We start from the raw sequence: 17,528 nt of genomic DNA on the forward strand, positions 1-17,528 counted from the left end.
CGCGCCCGCGGTAAGGTAATTGTGGCGCTTTCAGCTGAAACGCTCGCGTTAGCCATCCCTTAGGCGTGAAACCGTCTGAAACTGTTCGGACCGGCTAGACGGCCCGGTCGCGGGGGGAAGGCACCGCCGCGGACCGAGCGTCGCGTCCCTCGGACGTTCGGCACGGCGTGACACGTCCGACTTTTCATCCCCGCGCCCGTCGCCCCCTGTATGACTATCCGCGACGCGGCCGTGGAGGCGTACCGCGAAGCCCTTCCGGCACTCGTCGCGAGCCTCGTCGGCGGCCTCATCGCCGGCGTCGTCCTCACCGGCATGCGCGCGGAACTCCGGGAGGTACCCGGACTGCTCGTCCTCGTCCCCGCCCTCCTCGCCACGCGGGGGAACGTCTACGGGTCGCTCGGCGCGCGCATCGCCACCGCCCTCCACCAGGGGCTCATCGAACCCAGCGTCACCGCCGGCGACCGCCGCCTGCGCGCCGCCGCCGCCGCGGCGCTCGGAAACGGCCTCCTCGCCTCCGCGTTCGCCGCCGTCGCCGCCTTCCTCGTCCTCACGGCGCTCGGAAGTTCGGTCGCGCCCGTCGGCGTCCTCGTCGGCATCGCCGTCCTCGCGGGCCTGCTCTCGGGACTCGTCCTCGTCGCCGTCGTCATCACCGTCGTCTTCGCGGGCTACCGCCGCGGGCGCAACCCCGACACGCTCGTCGGTCCCATCGTGACGACGACGGGCGACGTGTTCGGCGTCCTCTTTCTCCTCGTCGCCGTTCGCACCGTACTGGCAGTCGTGGAGGTGCTCTGAATGGCGACCGAGTGGACCGTCCGGGACATCACGCGGGCGATGCTCCCCGTTCTCCTGGCGCTCACGCTCGTGGAACTCGGGAGCGGACTCGTCCTCGGGAGCTTCGAGTCCCAACTGTATCGGTATCCGACGCTCCTCGCTCTCGTCCCGGTCACCATCGGCACCGCCGGGAACCTGGGCAGCATCCTCGCGGCGCGTCTCTCCACCGCGTTCCACCTCGGGACGCTCTCGTTCGACCCGACCGACGAGGAACTCGCGGGCAACGCCGTCGCCACCGTCGCCCTCTCGGTCACCATCTTCCCCGTTGTCGGCGTGGGGGCGTGGCTCCTCACCTCGTTGGTCGGGGGCACGGCGCTGTCGGTGTGGACCGTCCTCACGGTGTCGCTCGCCTCGGGCGTCGTCCTCGCCGTCCTCGCCGTCGCCGTCACGCTCGCGGCGACGTACGCGGCCTACCGGTTCGAACTCGACCCCGACGACGTGGTCATCCCGCTGGTGACGAACTCCTGCGACGTGCTCGGCGTCGTGGTGCTGTTCGCGTCGGTGCAGATATTCGTCTGAAAAAAGGCCGACTGCGCGTTCGGTCCGCCTACTCGGCGGCGTAGAGGTAGCCGGCGACGAGAGCGACGACCGCTTCGGCGACTTTCGAGGCGATGGCCATCGAGTTCGTCGGCCCGCCCATGGCGACGTAGGCGACGATGGTCAGGACGGCGTAGCCGGCGGCGACGAGGTGGAGTTCGCGCCGCCAGTAGCGGGTGAAAAAGAGGGTGGCGCCGACGACCCATCCGGCCGCGTTCAGGTAGAACAAAACACCCGTCGTCGGGTCGAAGCCCATGACCACCGGTGCGAGATAGAGGTGGATCACCGCCGAGACGAGGGCGGCGACGACGCCGAGGTACGCGAGGTTGTTCGATGGAAGGCTCAACAGCGATGGGGACTCGGAGGCGGCAGTCGATTGACTGGCCATGCGCTCAGTAGCGCGACCGGGTGCAAATACCTTGACAGATTCGCCCTGGTTGGTAGTTCCGGTCTCTCTAGCGGTTCGGCCGTCGAACGGACGACGGCCGCCCCTCGTCTGTCCGCCGTCCGACACCGACCGCCGCCGATCAGGGCCGGCGGTCCCCTCCTTCATCCGTGCGGTCTGCCGACTTCCTCGAGGGACTCTGGCCCGTCGCCGTCGAGGTTCCCCCGCGCGTCGCCCGTATCGCGGTACTGGTCGCCGTCCCCGGAACTCTCCGAGTTCTGCTCGGAAATCGCGTAGCGATTTCAGACCGTCGGCGTCTTCCGAAGGCGGCCCTCGGCAAGAGCGGGACCAAAAGCGCGACCTCACCCCCCCTCCTCAGCGCGGCTTCGCAGCGCCCCGGGGATTCCTCGGTCCGCTCGCTCGCGGTGCGTGGCTCCCCCGCTTTCGACGAGGGCGGTTCTCGAACTAGGATATCGCCCACCCGCTTCTGTTCCGTCTCTTCAGCATCGTCAAAACCTACTCGCCGTGACGAGGGGCGGTCGGTTGTACTCGTCAGTTACTTCTATCATCGGATTCCGATACCTCCGTTACCGACGTGTCCTCCTCGTCCGTTCGACAAGCGTAACTCCGTCTACTCGCCTCGATTCTCAACGAGACCAACCGCGCTCGGTACGGTGGCATTTCAATCCGTTTCAGTCACAGCGCGAATGAATTCGTTCGGGCCGACCGAAGCCTCAAGCGTCCAACGGAGAAGGCTTCCCGCCGGTATCAACGGCGCGACCTGACATACTATCTCCTTCTCCGAAGGACCCCCCGGCGTGACCAGTACTCGCGGACGAGTCCTGCGAAGTCGTCACCGTGACTGCCGCGACCATCGTTCTCGGATTCTCGACATTCTGGGCATAGTCGCGACGTTTACCCTTCCGCATTTGAACGGCGGTTAGTAACAACCCGGGCGCTCACTGCTCTAACTCTCCATCTAAAGATGTCCACCAGACGGAAACCGGCCGACCATCCGCGTATCCACGACGAATCACTCACTCGGGATACCCCCGCTGGTGGACACCGGTCTGTGCCCCAATCCCCCAACGGTCGAATGTCGACCAAACAACGTCGCCTCCCCCGGGCGACGTTCACCCTACCACAACAGTTAGTCTGCCGTAGTTCACGCCTCTTCCGACGCATCTGACTGCGACAGCGACAGGCGGAGGGTCCATACGTGTGTCCCGTTAACGACCACCGTGGAAATCGTATGCCAGCGGTGTCGCTGGTCAATGAGTGATTCAGGCGATCTAACGCCCTATGAGTTCAATAAGCGGTCGATAGAGCACTTCGTAGAGACGGGCCATTCTGTCTGTAGTACCGACCACCATCCGAGAGAAAAGGGCTATTAGCTCCGACTGGCGGATTATTCTCTCCGACGACGATATGTCGCAGTAGACACGGTGAAGGCGCTGTTCTGGGGAATTTCACGGACAGTTGGTTACCGTTGTCGATTCTCTTTCCGACCGGGGTCTTACGCAGTTCAAGTGTGCTGTGCGTTTTCGTTCGTCACCATAGGTTTCGCAGTACGCAGATTCACGTCATGTGACACCGTCTGTCTCGCTTAGTGCGTCTGCGTTTAGTATACCGATCAAGTCAACGAACGGGTAGAGATATGCCAACCGTGACAAATTCAATGAATAAGCCGAATCGAGAATCACGTGCTGATGGTAACATTCGACCCGAAAAACGATAGCGTCGATGTCCGCGACGGGGTTAACCGCTACGCTCGTTCAGGACGCGCGTGACCGCAGTATGCACACTCGTAGACTCGGTGGGGTTTTCTGGCGCACTTCTCGTTTTCCGGCTTCACGTTGTCTCGCCGTACCACCGGCGTAATCGTCAGCGATATCTCGTGCTCGCGTTCCCCTCCGCAGTTCGAGCAGTGTCTGAGTACCATTCCATCCCGTTCTGGCCATTCAGATGTTGTCTTTGACATCGTTATACGAGGCTACTACTGAGCGGTCGATCTCCCGAAACGATTGCCGAGCGAGATGCGAACGCCGTACGCTGAATGCGGAGCATCAGCTATCCACCGTCTCCGTCGGAGGCTTCGACTCGCGGGCCCCGGAGCCTAGCACGGTCTCCATCTCCTCGTCGCCGTTGTACCGGACCCTCTCGGTCCGGTCGTCGACGTCGATAACGCCGCGGTCGGCCAGTATCGGAAGGTGACGATGGTACAGGTCGAGGGCGACCTGTTCTCTGTCCAAGGTCGACGACGGTCCCTCCCGCCCGATTACGTGGTCGACGAGGTCGTCGAACGATGCGGTATCGCCGTCGCTGTTCCGAACGTAACCGAGAATCTGCCGTCGCCGTTCGGTGGCGAGACAGCGGAAGGCCGAATCGGGGACAGGGTCTTTCGTTCGCATCATCCCTCGATACTCCGTCCGCCCGGTTCAGCGGTCGGGTTGACATATTCTGGTCGGGTCTTCTGAACCGAACATAGAAAGCAGCTTTAAGACGAGGCCGGTGTTACGCTTCGTCCGCCGGTTCGAGGGTATCAGAAACCAGACCAATCAGCGATTTCCGGAGGACCGTTTCGGCCCCGCGTCGAACGCGCTCGGAGGCGGCCTGTTTGGTGATACCCAACTGGTCGGCGATCTCGTCGAGTTTCGTCTTTCGAGGGACGGAGAAGTAACCCTCTTGGACGGCCATCATTAGGGCCTCGCGCTGTCCGGATGTGAGACCGAAGTTGTACTCCGTTCGGGAGGCCTCTTCGGGATCGTACACGCGGTCGATAGCGACCGGGTAGTCGTGAGCCTGATAGAACTGGTGGAACCGCGTCAGGTCGGCGTGACTCCGAAAGCGGACGGTGAACGACCACTCGGAATCGCTGTGGGCGTCCAGAATCGATCCGTTGTGCTCGCTGAGACCGTTCAGGAACGTCTCCTTGTCGGTGTCCCACTCGACGTAGTAGAGAACGCTGTCGCCGAGTCGCGTGACGGCCTCGACGTGCGTGACTATCTCGCTGTCTCGAAGATGCCGCTCGAACTGAGTGAGCTCTGTACCCGTCGCCCACAGCAAGGGGATGCGGGATTCTCTGAGGGGGACGAGTCGCTCGAGTTGGACCCGAACGCTCGGGTCCCCGCTGGTGGCCCGTCCGAACGGGAACGAATCCGAGGGGAGCGTAAACTCAAGCACGACGCTTACCGGAACGGTTCCTCCACGCGGTGAGCGGGGAGTGGACGGACGAGCTATCCGACGACCGGGGTATACGGTCGGTTCTATGGACCGGATACGTGAGTACTGTCATGCGTGACTGATGAGATTGCGGAACGTGTGTACTGAATAACATGCTCCGCGAGATTGCTACGCGAGGAGAACGAGGAGATTGTCCCCCTCAACCGGATATCTCGGTTCAAACGGCCCCTTCATAATTGGGGCGCGAACACAGGGTATGCAGCTGTAGTTCCGTACTACAAGTGAGGTGACAGAGACGGATAAATTTAGGTATTACCCACAGATGATTAATCGGAAACTATCCGAGAACGCGCCGTCGTCGTTCAGTGGCGGGCGCTGGGACGCCGAACTGAGAGTGGAGTAACACTAGTACCGATTGTGGTCCGTCTGTTGTGTTGGCTATCTGAGCAGATATGAGCTCGAAGCGGTCGACCCGTCGACATAGAAGCTACCTCGAAACGCAGCCGAACCTACCCCCTGTCTTCCGACTCGAAGTCTTCAGCGATCAGCCCGATCAGCGCCTTCCGGAGGACTGTCTCGGTTCCGCGCCGGACGCGTTCGGGCGCGGCCTGTTTGGTGATACCCACCTCTTTGGCGATTTCATCGAGGGTCGTGCCTCGGGGGACGGAGAAGTAGCCGTTTTCGACGGCCATCATCAGCGTATCGCGCTGTTCGGGCGTGAGTCCGAAACCGTACTCCGTTCGGGACGTCTCGTCGGGGGCGTACACCCGGTCGATGTGAACGGGAAAGTCGTGCGCTTGATAGAACTGGTGAAATCCGGTGAGGGCGGCGTGGTTCGGGAAGCGGACGGTGAACGACCACGTGGAGTTGCCGTGTGCTTCCATGATCGCCCCGTTTTGGTCGCTGAGACCGTTCAGAAAGGTTTCCTTGTCCGTGTACCATTCCGTCTGATAGAGGATGCTGTCGCCGAGTCGAGTGACCGCCTCGACGCGTTTGACTACCTCGCTCTCGCGGAGATGCCGCTCGAACTGGTCGAAGTCCTCGCCCGTCACCCACAGGAAGGGGATACGAGATTCGTTGAGCGGGACGAGACGTTCGAGTTGGACCCGGACGCTCGGGTCTCCGCTCGTGGACCGTCCGAACGGGAACGACTCTGAGGGGAGCGTAAACTCGACGACGACGCTCATCGAGTCTCCACCTCAAAGGAACGAACGGGCAAAACAAACGGTTTTGCGGATAGCCGGGGTGTGGGACGCGCCTCGCGGGCTGAAAGCGTGGCTTCTGTCATGTATGACTGGTCGCTGGTGCGGAACGTGATTCCCGTGTGATGGGTTCCGCGTGACGACCACGCGAGGAGAACGGGGGGGGGCTGTCTCTTATACACATCNCGCTCAGAGATGTGTATAAGAGACAGCTGCTCGACCGGGTACCCCGGTTCAAACGGCCCCTCCATAATCGGGGCGCAAACACACAACGTGCGGTCGTGGTTCCGTTACTCAGATTTTCGTTACAGAGACCAATAAATGATTGCCGCTACGAAGCAGACTGTCAACCGAGGAGGGTGTGTACTTCACCTGCCGGTCGAAGGTGTGTCGGAGTCGGGCATTCTCCCCCTCATAGTTTCCGAGGCAGCCCTTAATCCAACGCAATCGTGTTCGAGATAAGCGTGCTCGTCCCCCGCCGTATCCGAGCGGACAAGGCCTGCTGACTGATATCGAGCCGTTCGCTGAGCTCGGCCAGCGTGACGTTCTCCCCATCGGTATAGTATCCCGCCTCGAACACGAGCAGAAGTGCATCGCGTTGTTTCTCCGTCAGTCCGTACAACAGTCCGTCACGGTCGTCGCTGTTCGACAACCGCTTTACCGTGATCGGGAATCCGCCCCTGTGACAGTGGGTCTGAAACGTCTCGAACACGTCTCGACTCTCGGCGAGAAGAGTGAATCGCCACTCGCTACCTGTCGTCTTCGCCTGGAGAACCGCGAGGTCGTGAGCCTGGAGGATGTCGAGCAGTCCGTCGAGACGCTCCGTCCACTCGATCCGATAGAGCGTCGGACCTCTCGCTCCGTCGAGTTTCTGGAACGCCGCGACGCACGGCGAGTCGAGTACCGTCGACTCGAACACCTCGTGGTCGTCTGTTGTTACCCAGATATACGGGATAAAGCCATCTCCGACGGGAACGAACGGCGTGAACTCGATGCGATGCACGGCATCTACGTCCAATAACCTCCCCAAGACGAATTCGTCACTCGAGATCCCGAAGTCCAGAAGCGCCGTCATTTCCTAGCGTCGGTCGGTCGAGACCGGACGGAGTAGAAATCCCCACCGTGGCGGGTCCGATTGTGAACATTCCGTTGCTCGTCACCTGTCGATAGCGATAGGACGACCGTAGTCTGCATTCGACTTCTTATCGACGTGTACTGCTGATCTCCGTTCGGCTTGACCGGTAATCGGCTAATCTCCCCCGCTGGACATGGCAAGCACAGTTAAACCGAAACGTCGATTCCCGCTGGTGATTCTACGTTGACTGTTTCTCTCCCTCGCTGCCTTCTCTGGAACTAATTGCGTCTCGTGACAAACGCGCTTGACGCGTGGCCGGACGCGGGTATATCTCCGCACCGCTCGTAACCGACCCCGTGGCCGAGATTCGACGGTGCCCCGACTGCGGTGTGAGCATGGAGGCGATGAAGGTGCAGACCGCCGAAGGCTTCGCTCTACAACTCGTGACGAACGAGCGGAAGAAAGGAATCCTCGGCGGGTTCGGGATAAAAGAGCGACTCGAACCGACCGCGTACGTCTGCCCCGAGTGCGGATTGATACGCTCGTACGCCGAACGCGACGAGTCGGAGTGAGTCCTACTCGCGGTCGTCCGGGTGGACGGGTTTGCCGTCCTCCGTCGGCGGCGCGATGTGGTCGACGAACTCGTCGACGCCCGGGTTCTCGACGGTGACGTGCACCTCGATGTCGCCCAGTTCGTCGGGGTTGCCGACGGAGAAGTTGACGACGCCCTTGAACGCCGCCTGTTTCTTCAGCGCGAAGGAGAAGCCCGAGTCGTCGCCGCGCTTCGTGAACTCCCGCCGCGCCGTGTCGAGGATGGTCTGTTCGTGAAGCTTCTCGGAGAACTGTTCGAGCGAATGCGTCTCGCCGACGATCTGTCCCGCCTCTCGCTCGAACTCCACGTTCGGGAAGATGTTGCGCACGGCGTCTTCGACGCGGTCGGTCACCTCCGTGTCGCGCACCGGAACGACGATACGCGCGTGAGCGCTGTATATCACGTCCGACCCTCCGCTTCGGTCTCGACCCCGGCCTCGTCACCGTCTGCTTCCCCGGTGTCCGACCCCTCCTCGTCCTCGTCTTCTTCGAGGAGCGTGCGAATCCGCCCGCGGAACCGTTCGAGCGAGTCGGTGTTGTCGACGACGACGTCCGCGCGGTCCATCACCTCGTCCATGCCGAAGCCGAGTTCGCGCTCCTCCCGTTTCCGCAGGGCCTCGCGGTCCACGTCGCTGTCGTCGCGGCCGCGGTCCGAGAGGCGTTCGGCGCGGAGGTCGAACGGCGCCTCGACGCTCACGAGGACGAACTCCTCGCCGAACCGCTCCCGGAATCTGTCGAGTTCGTGCTCCGACCGGAGGCCGTCGACGAGCACCACCTCGCTCGATTCGAGTTCCACCTCGATGAGCGGAAGCGAGCGCTCGGCGATTGCGGCCGGACCTTCCTCCTCGCGAAGCGCCGTCGCTATCTCGCCGTGGTGCTCGGCGGGTTCGAGCCCTCGCTCCCGGCACTCGGAGCGAATCACGTCGCCCATGGTCACGACCGGGACCCCCGTTTCGCGGGCGACCGACGCGGCCTCCCCCTTTCCGCTTCCGGGGAGACCGACGGTTCCGATGACCTTCATCGTCGTCGCTTCTCGTCTGTCGGACTTAGGGCTGCCGCTCCACCTTTTTCCGCCTCGGGTCACACTTCGTGCGACCGCTCGGCGCAAAAATCTGGACCGAAAAACGACGCTCGCTCCCTCCGGTCGCTCGCGGTTCGACTGTTCGACTCCCCTTCGTCGGTACTTTTGCGGCGACGCTTTGCCCTCTGAACGGCTCTCTTCCCGCATGAACGAACGTTCCCTGTTGGTCCGCGCGCTGTGGTTCCTCCTCGTCGGCTGGTGGGCCATCCCCGTCATCGTCAACGCCGCGTGGGCGCTGAACGGGACCGTGGTTCTCCTTCCCCTCGGCATCAAGGTCATCAACCTCGTCCCGACGGTGCTGACGCTGATGGAGCCCCGTTCGCTGTCGGCACCGGATTCCGCGCGCGGGCAGCGCTCGCTCCCCGTCCGCGCCATCTACTTCGTCCTCGTCGGCTGGTGGCTCAGTTTCTTCTGGGCCAACCTCGCCGCGTTCCTGGCGATTACGGTCGTCGGCCTCCCCGTCGCCTACTGGATACTCAACCGCCTGCCGTTCGTCACGTCGCTGTACCGCTTCGACGGCTGATCTACACGAAAAGAATAGTTCTCTCGCGGTGTATTCACTGCTACCAGAATGCATCCAAAAGATAAGGGAGAAAAAGTGGAGGCTGCAGTCCTCTCATCGTTAGTCATGCGAGACATCGCCGTACTAACTCCATTCGGAGAGAATCATCGATACGATTTCGTTATCGAAATCGATGGCTCGTTCTATCGTCTGCAATGCAAAACTGGTCGTGATGAAGGCGACAAAATCATATTTAGCACGAGAAGCACGGGACCAAGCCGTACTGATCTCTCAACCAGCGACTATGACGACGATATCGACTTTTTCGCTGTTCGCACACTAACTAACGACCGTGTGTATCTCGTCTCTGTGGACGAAGCATCCAGTAACGAAATGACTCTTCGAACCGCACCACCCGGCAACAATCAGTCAAAGGGTATAAACTGGGCTGACGAATACACTCTGGAGAGGCGGTTACCGCAACTTTCGGGCGCGTAGCTCAGTCGGACAGAGCGTCGGACTTCTATCCCCACGCAGACTTCTGCTGGGGGAAGACATCCGATGGTCGCGGGTTCGAATCCCGTCGCGCTCGCTCGGCCTTCGGCCTCGCTCGCGCGACGACCCCCCGATCACTTCGTTCGCGGGGGTTCCGTCGCGCTCTTCTCTTCGCTTGTTGAGACTGCCGAGCGATAGCGAGACGTGTCGGAACTGTCCCTTGCGGAACTCGAATCGGAGAGTGAACGGAGTGAGCGAATGCCCCGTCCCACTTTCGATATTCGACTGCCGCGTCCGGCGAGAACGGCCTACCGAATCTCCAATTCCCGTCCGCACCCCGGACACGTCTCGTCGACTATCGTCACCTGCGCGTCGCAGTCCGGACAGAACTCCCGGTAACAGGCGCGGTCACCCATGGCCGGGTCTACGGACGCGGCGGTGTTGTATGTTACTCCGTCTCATCGGGTACGGCGAGGCGCGCCGCTCTCGGTTGGCGTCGAAAGAAATCGGATTCGGTTCGGCCCGCGTGCCGACGGTCCTGCGACGATTCGCGGTCGGGTCGGATGTGGGTGAGGTGTGCCTGTTCAGACCGACTTCACATGGCACCGCCCATGCCACCCATACCGCCCATGCCGCCCATGCCGCCGCCCATTCCGCCGCCGCCGGGCGGCATCTCGTCGTCGCCGTCGTCGTCGCCGACCTGACCGCCGGAGAGGTCGCCCGCGGCGATGACGTCGTCGATGCGGAGGATCATCACGGCGGCCTCGGTGGCCGACTCGATGGCCTGCGTCTTCACTCGGAGGGGTTCGACGACGCCCTCCTCCTCCATGTCGATGACTTCGCCCGTGTAGGCGTCGAGGCCGGCGGCGAACTCGCCGCCGTCGTGACGCGCGCGCAGGTCGACCAGCGAGTCGATGGGGTCGAGACCGGCGTTCTCGGCGAGCGTGCGCGGGATGACGTCGAGCGCCTCTGCGAACGCCTCGACGGCGAGCTGCTCGCGGCCGCCGACGGAGTCGGCGAACTCGCGAAGCTGCAGGGAGAGCTCGGTCTCGGGGGCGCCGCCGCCGGGCAGGACCGTCCCGTCGTCGAGCGTCGTCTTGACGACGCCGAGGGCGTCCACGATGGCGCGCTCCAGTTCGTCGACGACGTGGTCGGTGCCGCCGCGCAGGATGAGCGTGACGGACTTGGCGTCGTCGACGTCCTCGACGAAGATGCGCTCGTCGCCGCCGATGTCCTTCTGGGAGACCGACCCGGCGAAGCCGAGGTCGTCTTCCTCGATGTCGTCGAGCGAGCCGACGACGCTGGCGCCCGTCGAGCGGGCGAGGCGCTTGAGGTCGGAGGACTTCGCGCGGCGCACGGCCAGGATGCCCTCTTGGGCGAGGTAGTGCTGTGCCATGTCGTCGATACCGTCACCGACGAAGACGACGTCGGTGCCGATGTCGACGAGCTGGTCGACCATCTCTTTCAGCTGCTTTTCCTCTTGGTCGAGGAACTGCTGAAGCTGGTCGGGGTCGGTGACGTTGACTTCGGCGTCGATTTCGGTCTCGCGGACTTCGAGGGCGCCGTCGAACAGCGCGACGTTGGCGTCCTCGACCATGTAGGGCATGTTCTCGTCGACGCGCTCTTTGTCGACGATGACGCCCTCGACGAGCTCCGAGTTGTCGATGGAGCCGCCGACGACCTTCTCGATGGAGACGTTGTCCGTGTCGACGTTGTCTTCATCGGCGACGGCCAGCACGGCGTCGACGACGAGTTCGGCGAGGAGGTCCTTCGCGGACTCCGCGCCCTTGCCCGTCATCGCCGTCGAGGCGATTTTGACGAGCGTCTCGCGGTCGTCTTCGGATACGTCGATTGCCTCGTCCTCCAGCACTTCCTTGGCCTTCTCGGCGGCCTGGCGGAAACCCTGTGCGATGGTGGTCGCGTGGACGTCCTGATCGATGAGTTCCTCGGCCTGGTCGAGCAGTTCGCCGGCGATGACGACAGCGGTCGTCGTACCGTCTCCGACCTCGTCCTCCTGCGTTTCGGAGACTTCGACGATCATGTTCGCCGCCGGGTGGTCGATGTCCATCTCCTTGAGAATCGTCACGCCGTCGTTCGTGACGACGACCTCGCCGGAGTTGTCGACCAGCATCTTGTCCATCCCCTTCGGACCCAGCGTGGTCCGGACGGACTCGGCCACGGCCTTGCCGGCCGAGATGTTCATCGATTGCGCGTCCTTCCCTTGTGTGCGCTGGGAGTCGTCGCCCAGAATGATCATGGGCTGTCCCTGCTGCATTCGCTGAGACATATTCAGCCGATTGGTTGTTTGCGATTCTATAAAAAACTTTCTCACGACGCTCGGCGAAACCGGCGCACGGGGGCGCTATTTGCATGTTAGGTAGTGGCACGAAAACATGCCTATATATACCTTTTACCCTTCCGCGAGGGGTCGACCGGAGGCGACTGCAGGCGACTGGCCGTGGACGCTGCGTCTCGGTCGGCGAACGACGCAGTCGCTCGAACGTTTGCGTCGAAACGGGATTCGTGAGGGACGCGCCGACGGGATCAGTCCGAAGGCTGGACGTCGAAGTCGCGCGTCAGTTCGTTGTGCTTGCGTTCGAGGAACGAGTAGACGGCGCCGTGCGGCGCGCCGTCGAGGAGCATCCCCGTGGCGCGGCGGACGGCCTCGACCTCTTCGGGTTGGCCGATGATACCGAGCGTCGTCCCGCGGATGACGACGTCGGCGCCGGACAGTTCCTCCATCAGTTCGCGCGTCCGGCCGTTCTCACCGATGAGCCGACCCTTCTGTCGCTGGAGGTCGTTCTTGTTTCGCGTGTGCTGCTGTAGGTCGATGAGCTCGAACGTCCGCATGTCGTCGTCGAGAAGCGAGAGCGCCGCTTCGGGCGTGAACCCGCGACCGATCGCGCGGACGATGTCGGGCGCGAGCATCCCCGCGACGGGGTCCCCGACTTCGTCGATGGCGACGGCGCCGCTCTCTGAGTCGATATCCAGACGAACCTCGGCCCGACGCTCTATCTCGCGCATCGTCTCGCCGCCCTCGCCGATGAGGACGCCGATACGGTCCTGCGGGACCTTCACGTGTTGCATACCCCTCGCTATCCGGCGAAGCGGTTTAAGAGTTTTTCCGTCGGTTCGGACCGTGTGGGCGCGCCTCGTGGCGTCGTAGCCGATTTCGACTCAGGTGTCGCCCCCCGCCTCGCGGCCGTGCACGTCGGGATCGCCCGTCGGGTCCGCCTCCGCCTCGGTGACGAACTCGTACAGTTCGTCGGCGGAGGTGTCGGTACCCTGCCGCGAGAAGAACTTCGCCACGTTGTGGCAGTCCCGGCGCAGGAACTCGTCGGCGTTCGGGTGGTGGACGGTGACGGCCTGTCCCAGGTCGATGACGACGAGTTCGCCGTCGTGGATGATCATGTTGTACTCCGAGAGGTCGCCGTGGACGAGGCCCGCCGAGTAGAGACGGCGCATGTACTCGCGGGCGACCTGATAGGCCGTCTCGGGGTTCTCGACGTTCACCTCCGCGAGTCGCCGCGCCCGGTCTTCGACCAGTCCGACCAGTTCCATCACGAGGACGTTCCGTTCGACGGCGATGGGTTCCGGTACTCGGACACCCGCGCGGCGGGCCCGTTCGAGGTTGGCGAACTCCTTTTGGGTCCACGCGAGGACGACGCGCTTCTTGTCGTTACCGAGGCCCTCGAAGCGTGGGTCGCCTTCGAGGTAGTCGCGCATGTGGCGGAAGTTCGAGGCGTTTATGCGATAGATTTTGACCGCCACGTCGGTGTCGTCGGGACCGAGAGCCTCGTAGACGTTCGCCTCCTTGCCCGTCGAGATGGGACCGCCGAACGCGTCGATGTGGCCGTCCTGGACGAGTTTGTAGATGGCGGCGAACGTCGCGTCGTCGAACACCGACTGCTCGACTTTGAACTGGTCGGCGTCCTTCAACCGGGTTCGAAACTGGTCGAACTTGCGGTCGCGTTTCCGGGCGATGCGGTCGGCTTCCGTGTCGGAGACGTCTATCGACTCCCACTCGTCGCCGGGCGTATCCGCCTCGTCCGGCGCGATGAGGCCGAACTCTTCGCTCTCGGTCATCTATCTCGACGTACGGGACGGACCCTGAAAATCCCACAGGTCGTCGCGCCGGAGTCGACGGCGCGCACGCGGGAAGAAGAACGCGCGAAGAGGGGGAGAATCAGGCGATGTGGCCCTCTTCGCGGAGTTGGTCGGCTTCGGCCTTCTCGTAGCGCCACGCCACGTCGCCCTTCTCGTCCTGCCAGTCCCACGGGTCGACGAGGACCACGTCGTCCTCCCGAATCCAGATGCGCTTTTGCATTCGGCCGGGGATTCTGGCCGTCCGTTCGACGCCGTCGGCACAGCGCACTTTGATCCGGTTCGCCCCGAGCATGTCCTCCACGACAGCGAACACCTCGTCGCCCTCGGGCATCCGCAGGTCGCCGCGACCCGCGTTTTCGTTGTCGCTCATGGGGTCGCATTCGTTCTCGCTTCGGTTAAAACCGCCCGTTCGTTCGCGGTCGCGGAGCGGCACGTTTAGGTGACTGTCGGGGCGAGCGACGGTATGCTCGACAAACTCGGCACGAAAGGTATCGCCGGTATCGTTCTCCTGGTCATCGGTATCGCGCTCGTCGCCTACAGTTCCCCCGTCGTCGCCGCCGGCCTCGCTCTGGTCATCGCCGGACTCGCCCTCGTCGCCTCCGGCCTCATCCAGTCGGCGATGGGCGCGTTCGGGATGATGTAACTACAGCGTCCGACCGAGCCACGAGAACACCGACTCCCGAATTTCCGGGTACCAGTACGAGGAGTGGAGGTAGACGTGGTCGGCCCCCGCGTCGGTCCGCAACTCCGTCGTCGCGCCCGCCTCCGACAGTTTCGCCGCCATCCCCTCGGAGGATTCGACGGGCACCGTCTCGTCCGCTTCCCCGTGCAGGAGGAACGCCGGCGGCGCGTCCGCCGACGCGTGCGTCACCGGCGACGCCGCCGCGTACCGCTCCGGAATCTCGTCCTCGCTCCCGCCGAGGAACCGCCGGACGACGCCGTCCTCGTCCGAATCGGCCCGGAGGTCGTACGGACCGCTGATTCCGACGGCGGCGTGGACCGTCGGTTCGGGGTCGTCCTCGTCGCCGAACGACCCTATCGGCGCCACCGCGGCGAGGAGCGAGAGGTGCGCGCCCGCGGAGTGGCCGACGGCCGCGACTCGGTCGGCGTCGCCGCCGAACCGGTCGGCGTTCGCGCGGACCCACGAGAGGCACGTCCGCACGTCGCGTATCTGCGCGGGGAACGTCGCCTCGCCGCTCGGGCGGTACTCGATTTCGACGGCGAGAAAGCCCGCCTCCGCGGCGTCGAGCGCCCACCGCGAGAACTGCCCGCGCGCGCCGGACTCCCAGGCGCCGCCGTAGACGAGGACGACGACGGGGGCGTCTTCGACCCCCTCGCGCCGGTAGATGTCGACGGCGAGTTCGTCGGTCACCTCGCGGTCGCGTTCGACCACAACCGTCTCTTCCGCGTCCGTTCGGTCGGTTTCGTTCACGACTCGAACTGCGGGTCGACGGCCCGAGAAAGTGTAGGATTAGCGTTCGGCTCGGATTCGGAGTTCCCGACGGAGCGCACGGTCCGCGCTCGGAACGGCGGTCAGGAGCGCTGTTCTCGGATCTTCTCGCGACCCGGGGCGACGAGTTCGTTCAGGTAGTCCGCCAGCGCGCCCTTCGCGTCGGCGGGGTGGAGTTCGCCCGAGTCGAGGTCCGCGGCCAGCGACTCGTAGTCGTCGTACGTCAGGTTCCCGCCGTACTGCTCGGGGCGTTCGACGACGACGTCGCAGAAGCGGGGGAAGATGTGGTACTCGAATATCTGCAGCACCGGGTTGTCCCGGTCGGCGCCGTCGTCGGCCGGTTCGGGGTCGCGGGAGGGCGGACAGAACGCCTTGTTCACCTTCTCGCGGAGTTCCTCCTCGGAGTCCTCCATCGAGATGGAGACGCCCGCGGAGGAGGACATCTTGCCGACGCCCGTCGACAGGTCGGCGATGAGCGGCGTGTGCAGACAGGTCGGCGCCTCCTCGTCGATGCTCGGCAGGGTGTCGCGAGCGAGCATGTGCACCTTCCGCTGTTCCATCCCGCCGATGGCGAGGTCCACGTCGAGGTAGACGATGTCGAGCGCCTGCATCAGGGGGTAGACGGCCTGCGCCACCGTCGCGGTGTCGCCGCTCTGTATCTCGGCCATCGCGCGTTCGGCGCGCGAGAGGTTCGTCTCCAGTTCGAGGGCGTGCAGGTCTAACGTGTACTCCTCGTCCAACTGGAACTCCGACCCGAGGACGAACTCGGTGTTCGACTCGTCGAGGCCGTAGGCGACGAACTGCTCGCGCATCCGGTCGGCCGTCTCGCGAATCTCCTCGAACGTCCCCTTCCCGTTGAGGTAGGCGTGCACGTCCGCGAGGAGGACCACCACCTCGAAGCCGGCCTCCTGTAACTCGATGAGTTTGTTGGCCGTTAGCATGTGACCGATGTGGAGGACGCCGGAGGGTTCGTAGCCGACGTAGGCCCGTTTCCCGTCGGGGTCCTCGGCTAACGAACGTACCTCGTCCTCCGTGACCACCTCGGCGGCGTTCTGGGTGATCAGGTCGTACGCGTCCATACCTGTTCGTGTCCGGGGGGGAGGATATGACTTCTGGAACGGTTCGACCCGACAGCGCTCCGACGGTGTGCACACGTCGAATTCGACGCATCGAGCGTCGCTTTCCTCCGCCGTCGAGCGGCTTTCCGCACCTGCGGTCGACGCCGACTGCGAACCGCTCTCGCCTCACCGTCCGACCCGCGCCGCTGAACGGTCGGCACGGTACGGTTATTAACAGAGGGACTGCTAGCGGTGCCGTGAGCCAATCGAGAGAACACGGTGGGAGCGACGGAATCGACGAACTCGTTCTGGGTGCCAGCATCGGAACCGCCGTCGGCTTCGGAACCGGAACCGTCGCAGCGGTCGTGTTCTCCCGTCGGTAGTTCGAATGACCTGACACCTCGCGCACGGCGCTCTCGAACGGGGTGGAAACGCTCATCACCGTGCCACCGCTAGTCTCGGAGGATGGCTACGCGTTCACCGCTGTCTCTCCTCGCGCTTCTCGTCCTCGCGGCGTTCGTCCCCCTCGTGGTCATGTGGGTCGCCGTCTCCGGGTGGGACGGTATCGGCTACCTGATCGGGTTCGCACTCTACTTCGTCCTCTTCCACCTCCTCGTTCCGGCGCGGGTGTACGTCCACGCCCGCGCCAACGGCAGCAACGCCGTCCTCGCGTGGACGGGACTGGCGTTCGTCCTCCCGATTCTGGGTGCGCTCGTCTACTTCCTCGTCGGGATGGTGTTCGACCGGGCGGAGGCGAGCGGATAGCCCACTCCCGTCCCGCCTTCACGCGCGGATGTTCGATACAACTCCAACCTTGTCACTCAGTTCGTCAAACGTTCAAAGATACGTAAAGACGGTACCTCTTATCGCTGTGCATTGTGTCCTTGTTCCGGGGAATAGAGGCGAGTCGGTATTCCCCTCAGGAGGAGTCCTTGCGGTGGACCGGCCCTGCTCTTCCCTCGGATCGGGTCTCGACGTCCCGTCGGTGGTGGGACGACGGCGGGTGTCACGGGGACGGCCGAGAGTCCGGC

22 protein-coding genes and 1 tRNA gene are annotated in these 17,528 nt (G+C 63.5%); 9 read left to right on the forward strand and 14 right to left on the reverse strand.

From position 1 onward, the window contains the following. Positions 1–210: 210 nt before the first annotated feature. Entirely contained in the window at positions 211–792 is a 582-nt protein-coding gene (locus C474_RS10580) for a magnesium transporter (RefSeq protein ID WP_008386631.1), read from the forward strand. Beyond that, positions 793–1,350: a magnesium transporter gene (locus C474_RS10585; RefSeq protein WP_008386633.1), complete on the forward strand. Its 558-nt coding sequence runs from the start codon at positions 793–795 to the stop codon at positions 1,348–1,350. Positions 1,351–1,378: 28 nt separating this feature from the next. Here C474_RS10585 and C474_RS10590 read toward each other — a convergent pair whose 3' ends face one another. The 6 genes from C474_RS10590 to C474_RS10610 all read right to left on the reverse strand — a co-directional run bounded on the left by C474_RS10590 (position 1,379) and on the right by C474_RS10610 (position 7,213). Further along, on the reverse strand, positions 1,379–1,756 hold the full coding sequence (locus C474_RS10590) for a DUF7475 family protein (RefSeq protein ID WP_049916908.1): 378 nt from the start codon (positions 1,754–1,756) through the stop codon (positions 1,379–1,381). 1,762 nt (positions 1,757–3,518) lie between these two features. Beyond that, positions 3,519–3,734 (reverse strand): DUF7835 family putative zinc beta-ribbon protein, encoded by a 216-nt coding sequence (locus C474_RS23670; RefSeq protein ID WP_449404851.1) that lies wholly within the window; start codon positions 3,732–3,734, stop codon positions 3,519–3,521. Between the two features lie 85 nt (positions 3,735–3,819). Next, entirely contained in the window at positions 3,820–4,164 is a 345-nt protein-coding gene (locus C474_RS10595) for a DUF7344 domain-containing protein (protein WP_152421648.1), read from the reverse strand. Between the two features lie 103 nt (positions 4,165–4,267). Continuing rightward, positions 4,268–4,936, reverse strand: coding sequence for a helix-turn-helix domain-containing protein (locus tag C474_RS10600; protein WP_008386638.1), 669 nt, complete (start codon positions 4,934–4,936; stop codon positions 4,268–4,270). A gap of 509 nt (positions 4,937–5,445) precedes the next feature. Continuing rightward, positions 5,446–6,123, reverse strand: coding sequence for a helix-turn-helix domain-containing protein (locus C474_RS10605; RefSeq protein WP_008386640.1), 678 nt, complete (start codon positions 6,121–6,123; stop codon positions 5,446–5,448). A gap of 448 nt (positions 6,124–6,571) precedes the next feature. Then, entirely contained in the window at positions 6,572–7,213 is a 642-nt protein-coding gene (locus C474_RS10610; RefSeq protein WP_008386641.1) for a helix-turn-helix domain-containing protein, read from the reverse strand. Between the two features lie 356 nt (positions 7,214–7,569). Here C474_RS10610 and C474_RS10615 point away from each other — a divergent pair, with 356 nt between their 5' ends. After that, positions 7,570–7,785, forward strand: a complete 216-nt coding sequence (locus C474_RS10615; protein WP_152421650.1) for a hypothetical protein — start codon at positions 7,570–7,572, stop codon at positions 7,783–7,785. Positions 7,786–7,788: 3 nt separating this feature from the next. Here C474_RS10615 and C474_RS10620 read toward each other — a convergent pair whose 3' ends face one another. Then, positions 7,789–8,208 (reverse strand): RNA-binding domain-containing protein, encoded by a 420-nt coding sequence (locus tag C474_RS10620; protein ID WP_008386645.1) that lies wholly within the window; start codon positions 8,206–8,208, stop codon positions 7,789–7,791. Beyond that, positions 8,205–8,825 carry an AAA family ATPase gene (locus tag C474_RS10625; protein WP_008386648.1) on the reverse strand — a complete coding sequence of 207 codons (621 nt, stop codon included), beginning with the start codon at positions 8,823–8,825 and terminating at the stop codon, positions 8,205–8,207. The genes C474_RS10620 and C474_RS10625 overlap by 4 nt, the downstream gene beginning before the upstream one ends. A 205-nt stretch (positions 8,826–9,030) precedes the next feature. Between C474_RS10625 and C474_RS10630 the strand changes: the two genes are divergently transcribed. The 3 genes from C474_RS10630 to C474_RS10635 all read left to right on the forward strand — a co-directional run bounded on the left by C474_RS10630 (position 9,031) and on the right by C474_RS10635 (position 9,979). Beyond that, entirely contained in the window at positions 9,031–9,408 is a 378-nt protein-coding gene (locus C474_RS10630; RefSeq protein ID WP_008386650.1) for a hypothetical protein, read from the forward strand. Between the two features lie 48 nt (positions 9,409–9,456). Then, on the forward strand, positions 9,457–9,885 hold the full coding sequence (locus C474_RS23555; protein WP_008386651.1) for a group I intron-associated PD-(D/E)XK endonuclease: 429 nt from the start codon (positions 9,457–9,459) through the stop codon (positions 9,883–9,885). Continuing rightward, positions 9,876–9,979, forward strand: a tRNA-Arg gene (locus C474_RS10635). The genes C474_RS23555 and C474_RS10635 overlap by 10 nt, the downstream gene beginning before the upstream one ends. A 498-nt stretch (positions 9,980–10,477) precedes the next feature. Here the strand turns inward: C474_RS10635 and thsA are convergent. The 4 genes from thsA to eif1A form a co-directional block, all read right to left on the reverse strand. After that, positions 10,478–12,139 carry a thermosome subunit alpha gene (gene thsA / locus C474_RS10640; RefSeq protein WP_008386652.1) on the reverse strand — a complete coding sequence of 554 codons (1,662 nt, stop codon included), beginning with the start codon at positions 12,137–12,139 and terminating at the stop codon, positions 10,478–10,480. Between the two features lie 287 nt (positions 12,140–12,426). After that, positions 12,427–12,969, reverse strand: coding sequence for a KH domain-containing protein (locus C474_RS10645; protein ID WP_008386653.1), 543 nt, complete (start codon positions 12,967–12,969; stop codon positions 12,427–12,429). Between the two features lie 90 nt (positions 12,970–13,059). Continuing rightward, on the reverse strand, positions 13,060–13,968 hold the full coding sequence (rio1, locus tag C474_RS10650) for a serine/threonine-protein kinase Rio1 (RefSeq protein ID WP_008386654.1): 909 nt from the start codon (positions 13,966–13,968) through the stop codon (positions 13,060–13,062). 100 nt (positions 13,969–14,068) lie between these two features. Continuing rightward, entirely contained in the window at positions 14,069–14,359 is a 291-nt protein-coding gene (gene eif1A / locus C474_RS10655; RefSeq protein ID WP_008386655.1) for a translation initiation factor eIF-1A, read from the reverse strand. A 93-nt stretch (positions 14,360–14,452) separates the two neighbouring features. On the opposite strand from eif1A, the gene C474_RS10660 reads away from it, so the two are divergent. Beyond that, positions 14,453–14,632, forward strand: coding sequence for a DUF7470 family protein (locus C474_RS10660; protein WP_008386656.1), 180 nt, complete (start codon positions 14,453–14,455; stop codon positions 14,630–14,632). Here C474_RS10660 and C474_RS10665 read toward each other — a convergent pair whose 3' ends face one another. Together C474_RS10665 and C474_RS10670 are read right to left on the reverse strand one after the other, a co-directional pair. After that, complete coding sequence (locus tag C474_RS10665) at positions 14,633–15,421, reverse strand: alpha/beta hydrolase (RefSeq protein WP_008386657.1); 789 nt, start codon at positions 15,419–15,421, stop codon at positions 14,633–14,635. It lies immediately after the preceding gene. 101 nt (positions 15,422–15,522) lie between these two features. Continuing rightward, positions 15,523–16,518 carry a tyrosine--tRNA ligase gene (locus tag C474_RS10670; protein ID WP_008386658.1) on the reverse strand — a complete coding sequence of 332 codons (996 nt, stop codon included), beginning with the start codon at positions 16,516–16,518 and terminating at the stop codon, positions 15,523–15,525. A gap of 236 nt (positions 16,519–16,754) precedes the next feature. Between C474_RS10670 and C474_RS23325 the strand changes: the two genes are divergently transcribed. Together C474_RS23325 and C474_RS10675 are read left to right on the forward strand one after the other, a co-directional pair. Next, entirely contained in the window at positions 16,755–16,880 is a 126-nt protein-coding gene (locus C474_RS23325) for a hypothetical protein (protein ID WP_275039811.1), read from the forward strand. A gap of 82 nt (positions 16,881–16,962) precedes the next feature. Further along, positions 16,963–17,262, forward strand: a complete 300-nt coding sequence (locus C474_RS10675) for a PLDc N-terminal domain-containing protein (protein ID WP_008386659.1) — start codon at positions 16,963–16,965, stop codon at positions 17,260–17,262. Positions 17,263–17,528: the final 266 nt, after the last annotated feature.

The organism is Halogeometricum pallidum JCM 14848 (assembly GCF_000337095.1).
GTDB lineage: Archaea > Halobacteriota > Halobacteria > Halobacteriales > Haloferacaceae > Halogeometricum > Halogeometricum pallidum.

Bases quoted from the DNA above. Each gene is read 5' to 3' on its own strand.
- C474_RS10580 (WP_008386631.1), top strand. From the start codon at position 211: ATGACTATCCGCGACGCGGCCGTGGAGGCGTACCGCGAAGCCCTTCCG.
- C474_RS10585 (WP_008386633.1), top strand. From the start codon at position 793: ATGGCGACCGAGTGGACCGTCCGGGACATCACGCGGGCGATGCTCCCC.
- C474_RS10590 (WP_049916908.1), bottom strand. From the start codon at position 1,756: ATGGCCAGTCAATCGACTGCCGCCTCCGAGTCCCCATCGCTGTTGAGC.
- C474_RS23670 (WP_449404851.1), bottom strand. From the start codon at position 3,734: ATGTCAAAGACAACATCTGAATGGCCAGAACGGGATGGAATGGTACTC.
- C474_RS10595 (WP_152421648.1), bottom strand. From the start codon at position 4,164: ATGCGAACGAAAGACCCTGTCCCCGATTCGGCCTTCCGCTGTCTCGCC.
- C474_RS10605 (WP_008386640.1), bottom strand. From the start codon at position 6,123: ATGAGCGTCGTCGTCGAGTTTACGCTCCCCTCAGAGTCGTTCCCGTTC.
- C474_RS10610 (WP_008386641.1), bottom strand. From the start codon at position 7,213: ATGACGGCGCTTCTGGACTTCGGGATCTCGAGTGACGAATTCGTCTTG.
- C474_RS10625 (WP_008386648.1), bottom strand. From the start codon at position 8,825: ATGAAGGTCATCGGAACCGTCGGTCTCCCCGGAAGCGGAAAGGGGGAG.
- C474_RS10630 (WP_008386650.1), top strand. From the start codon at position 9,031: ATGAACGAACGTTCCCTGTTGGTCCGCGCGCTGTGGTTCCTCCTCGTC.
- C474_RS23555 (WP_008386651.1), top strand. From the start codon at position 9,457: ATGCATCCAAAAGATAAGGGAGAAAAAGTGGAGGCTGCAGTCCTCTCA.
- thsA (WP_008386652.1), bottom strand. From the start codon at position 12,139: ATGATCATTCTGGGCGACGACTCCCAGCGCACACAAGGGAAGGACGCG.
- C474_RS10645 (WP_008386653.1), bottom strand. From the start codon at position 12,969: ATGCAACACGTGAAGGTCCCGCAGGACCGTATCGGCGTCCTCATCGGC.
- rio1 (WP_008386654.1), bottom strand. From the start codon at position 13,968: ATGACCGAGAGCGAAGAGTTCGGCCTCATCGCGCCGGACGAGGCGGAT.
- eif1A (WP_008386655.1), bottom strand. From the start codon at position 14,359: ATGAGCGACAACGAAAACGCGGGTCGCGGCGACCTGCGGATGCCCGAG.
- C474_RS10660 (WP_008386656.1), top strand. From the start codon at position 14,453: ATGCTCGACAAACTCGGCACGAAAGGTATCGCCGGTATCGTTCTCCTG.
- C474_RS10670 (WP_008386658.1), bottom strand. From the start codon at position 16,518: ATGGACGCGTACGACCTGATCACCCAGAACGCCGCCGAGGTGGTCACG.
- C474_RS10675 (WP_008386659.1), top strand. From the start codon at position 16,963: ATGGCTACGCGTTCACCGCTGTCTCTCCTCGCGCTTCTCGTCCTCGCG.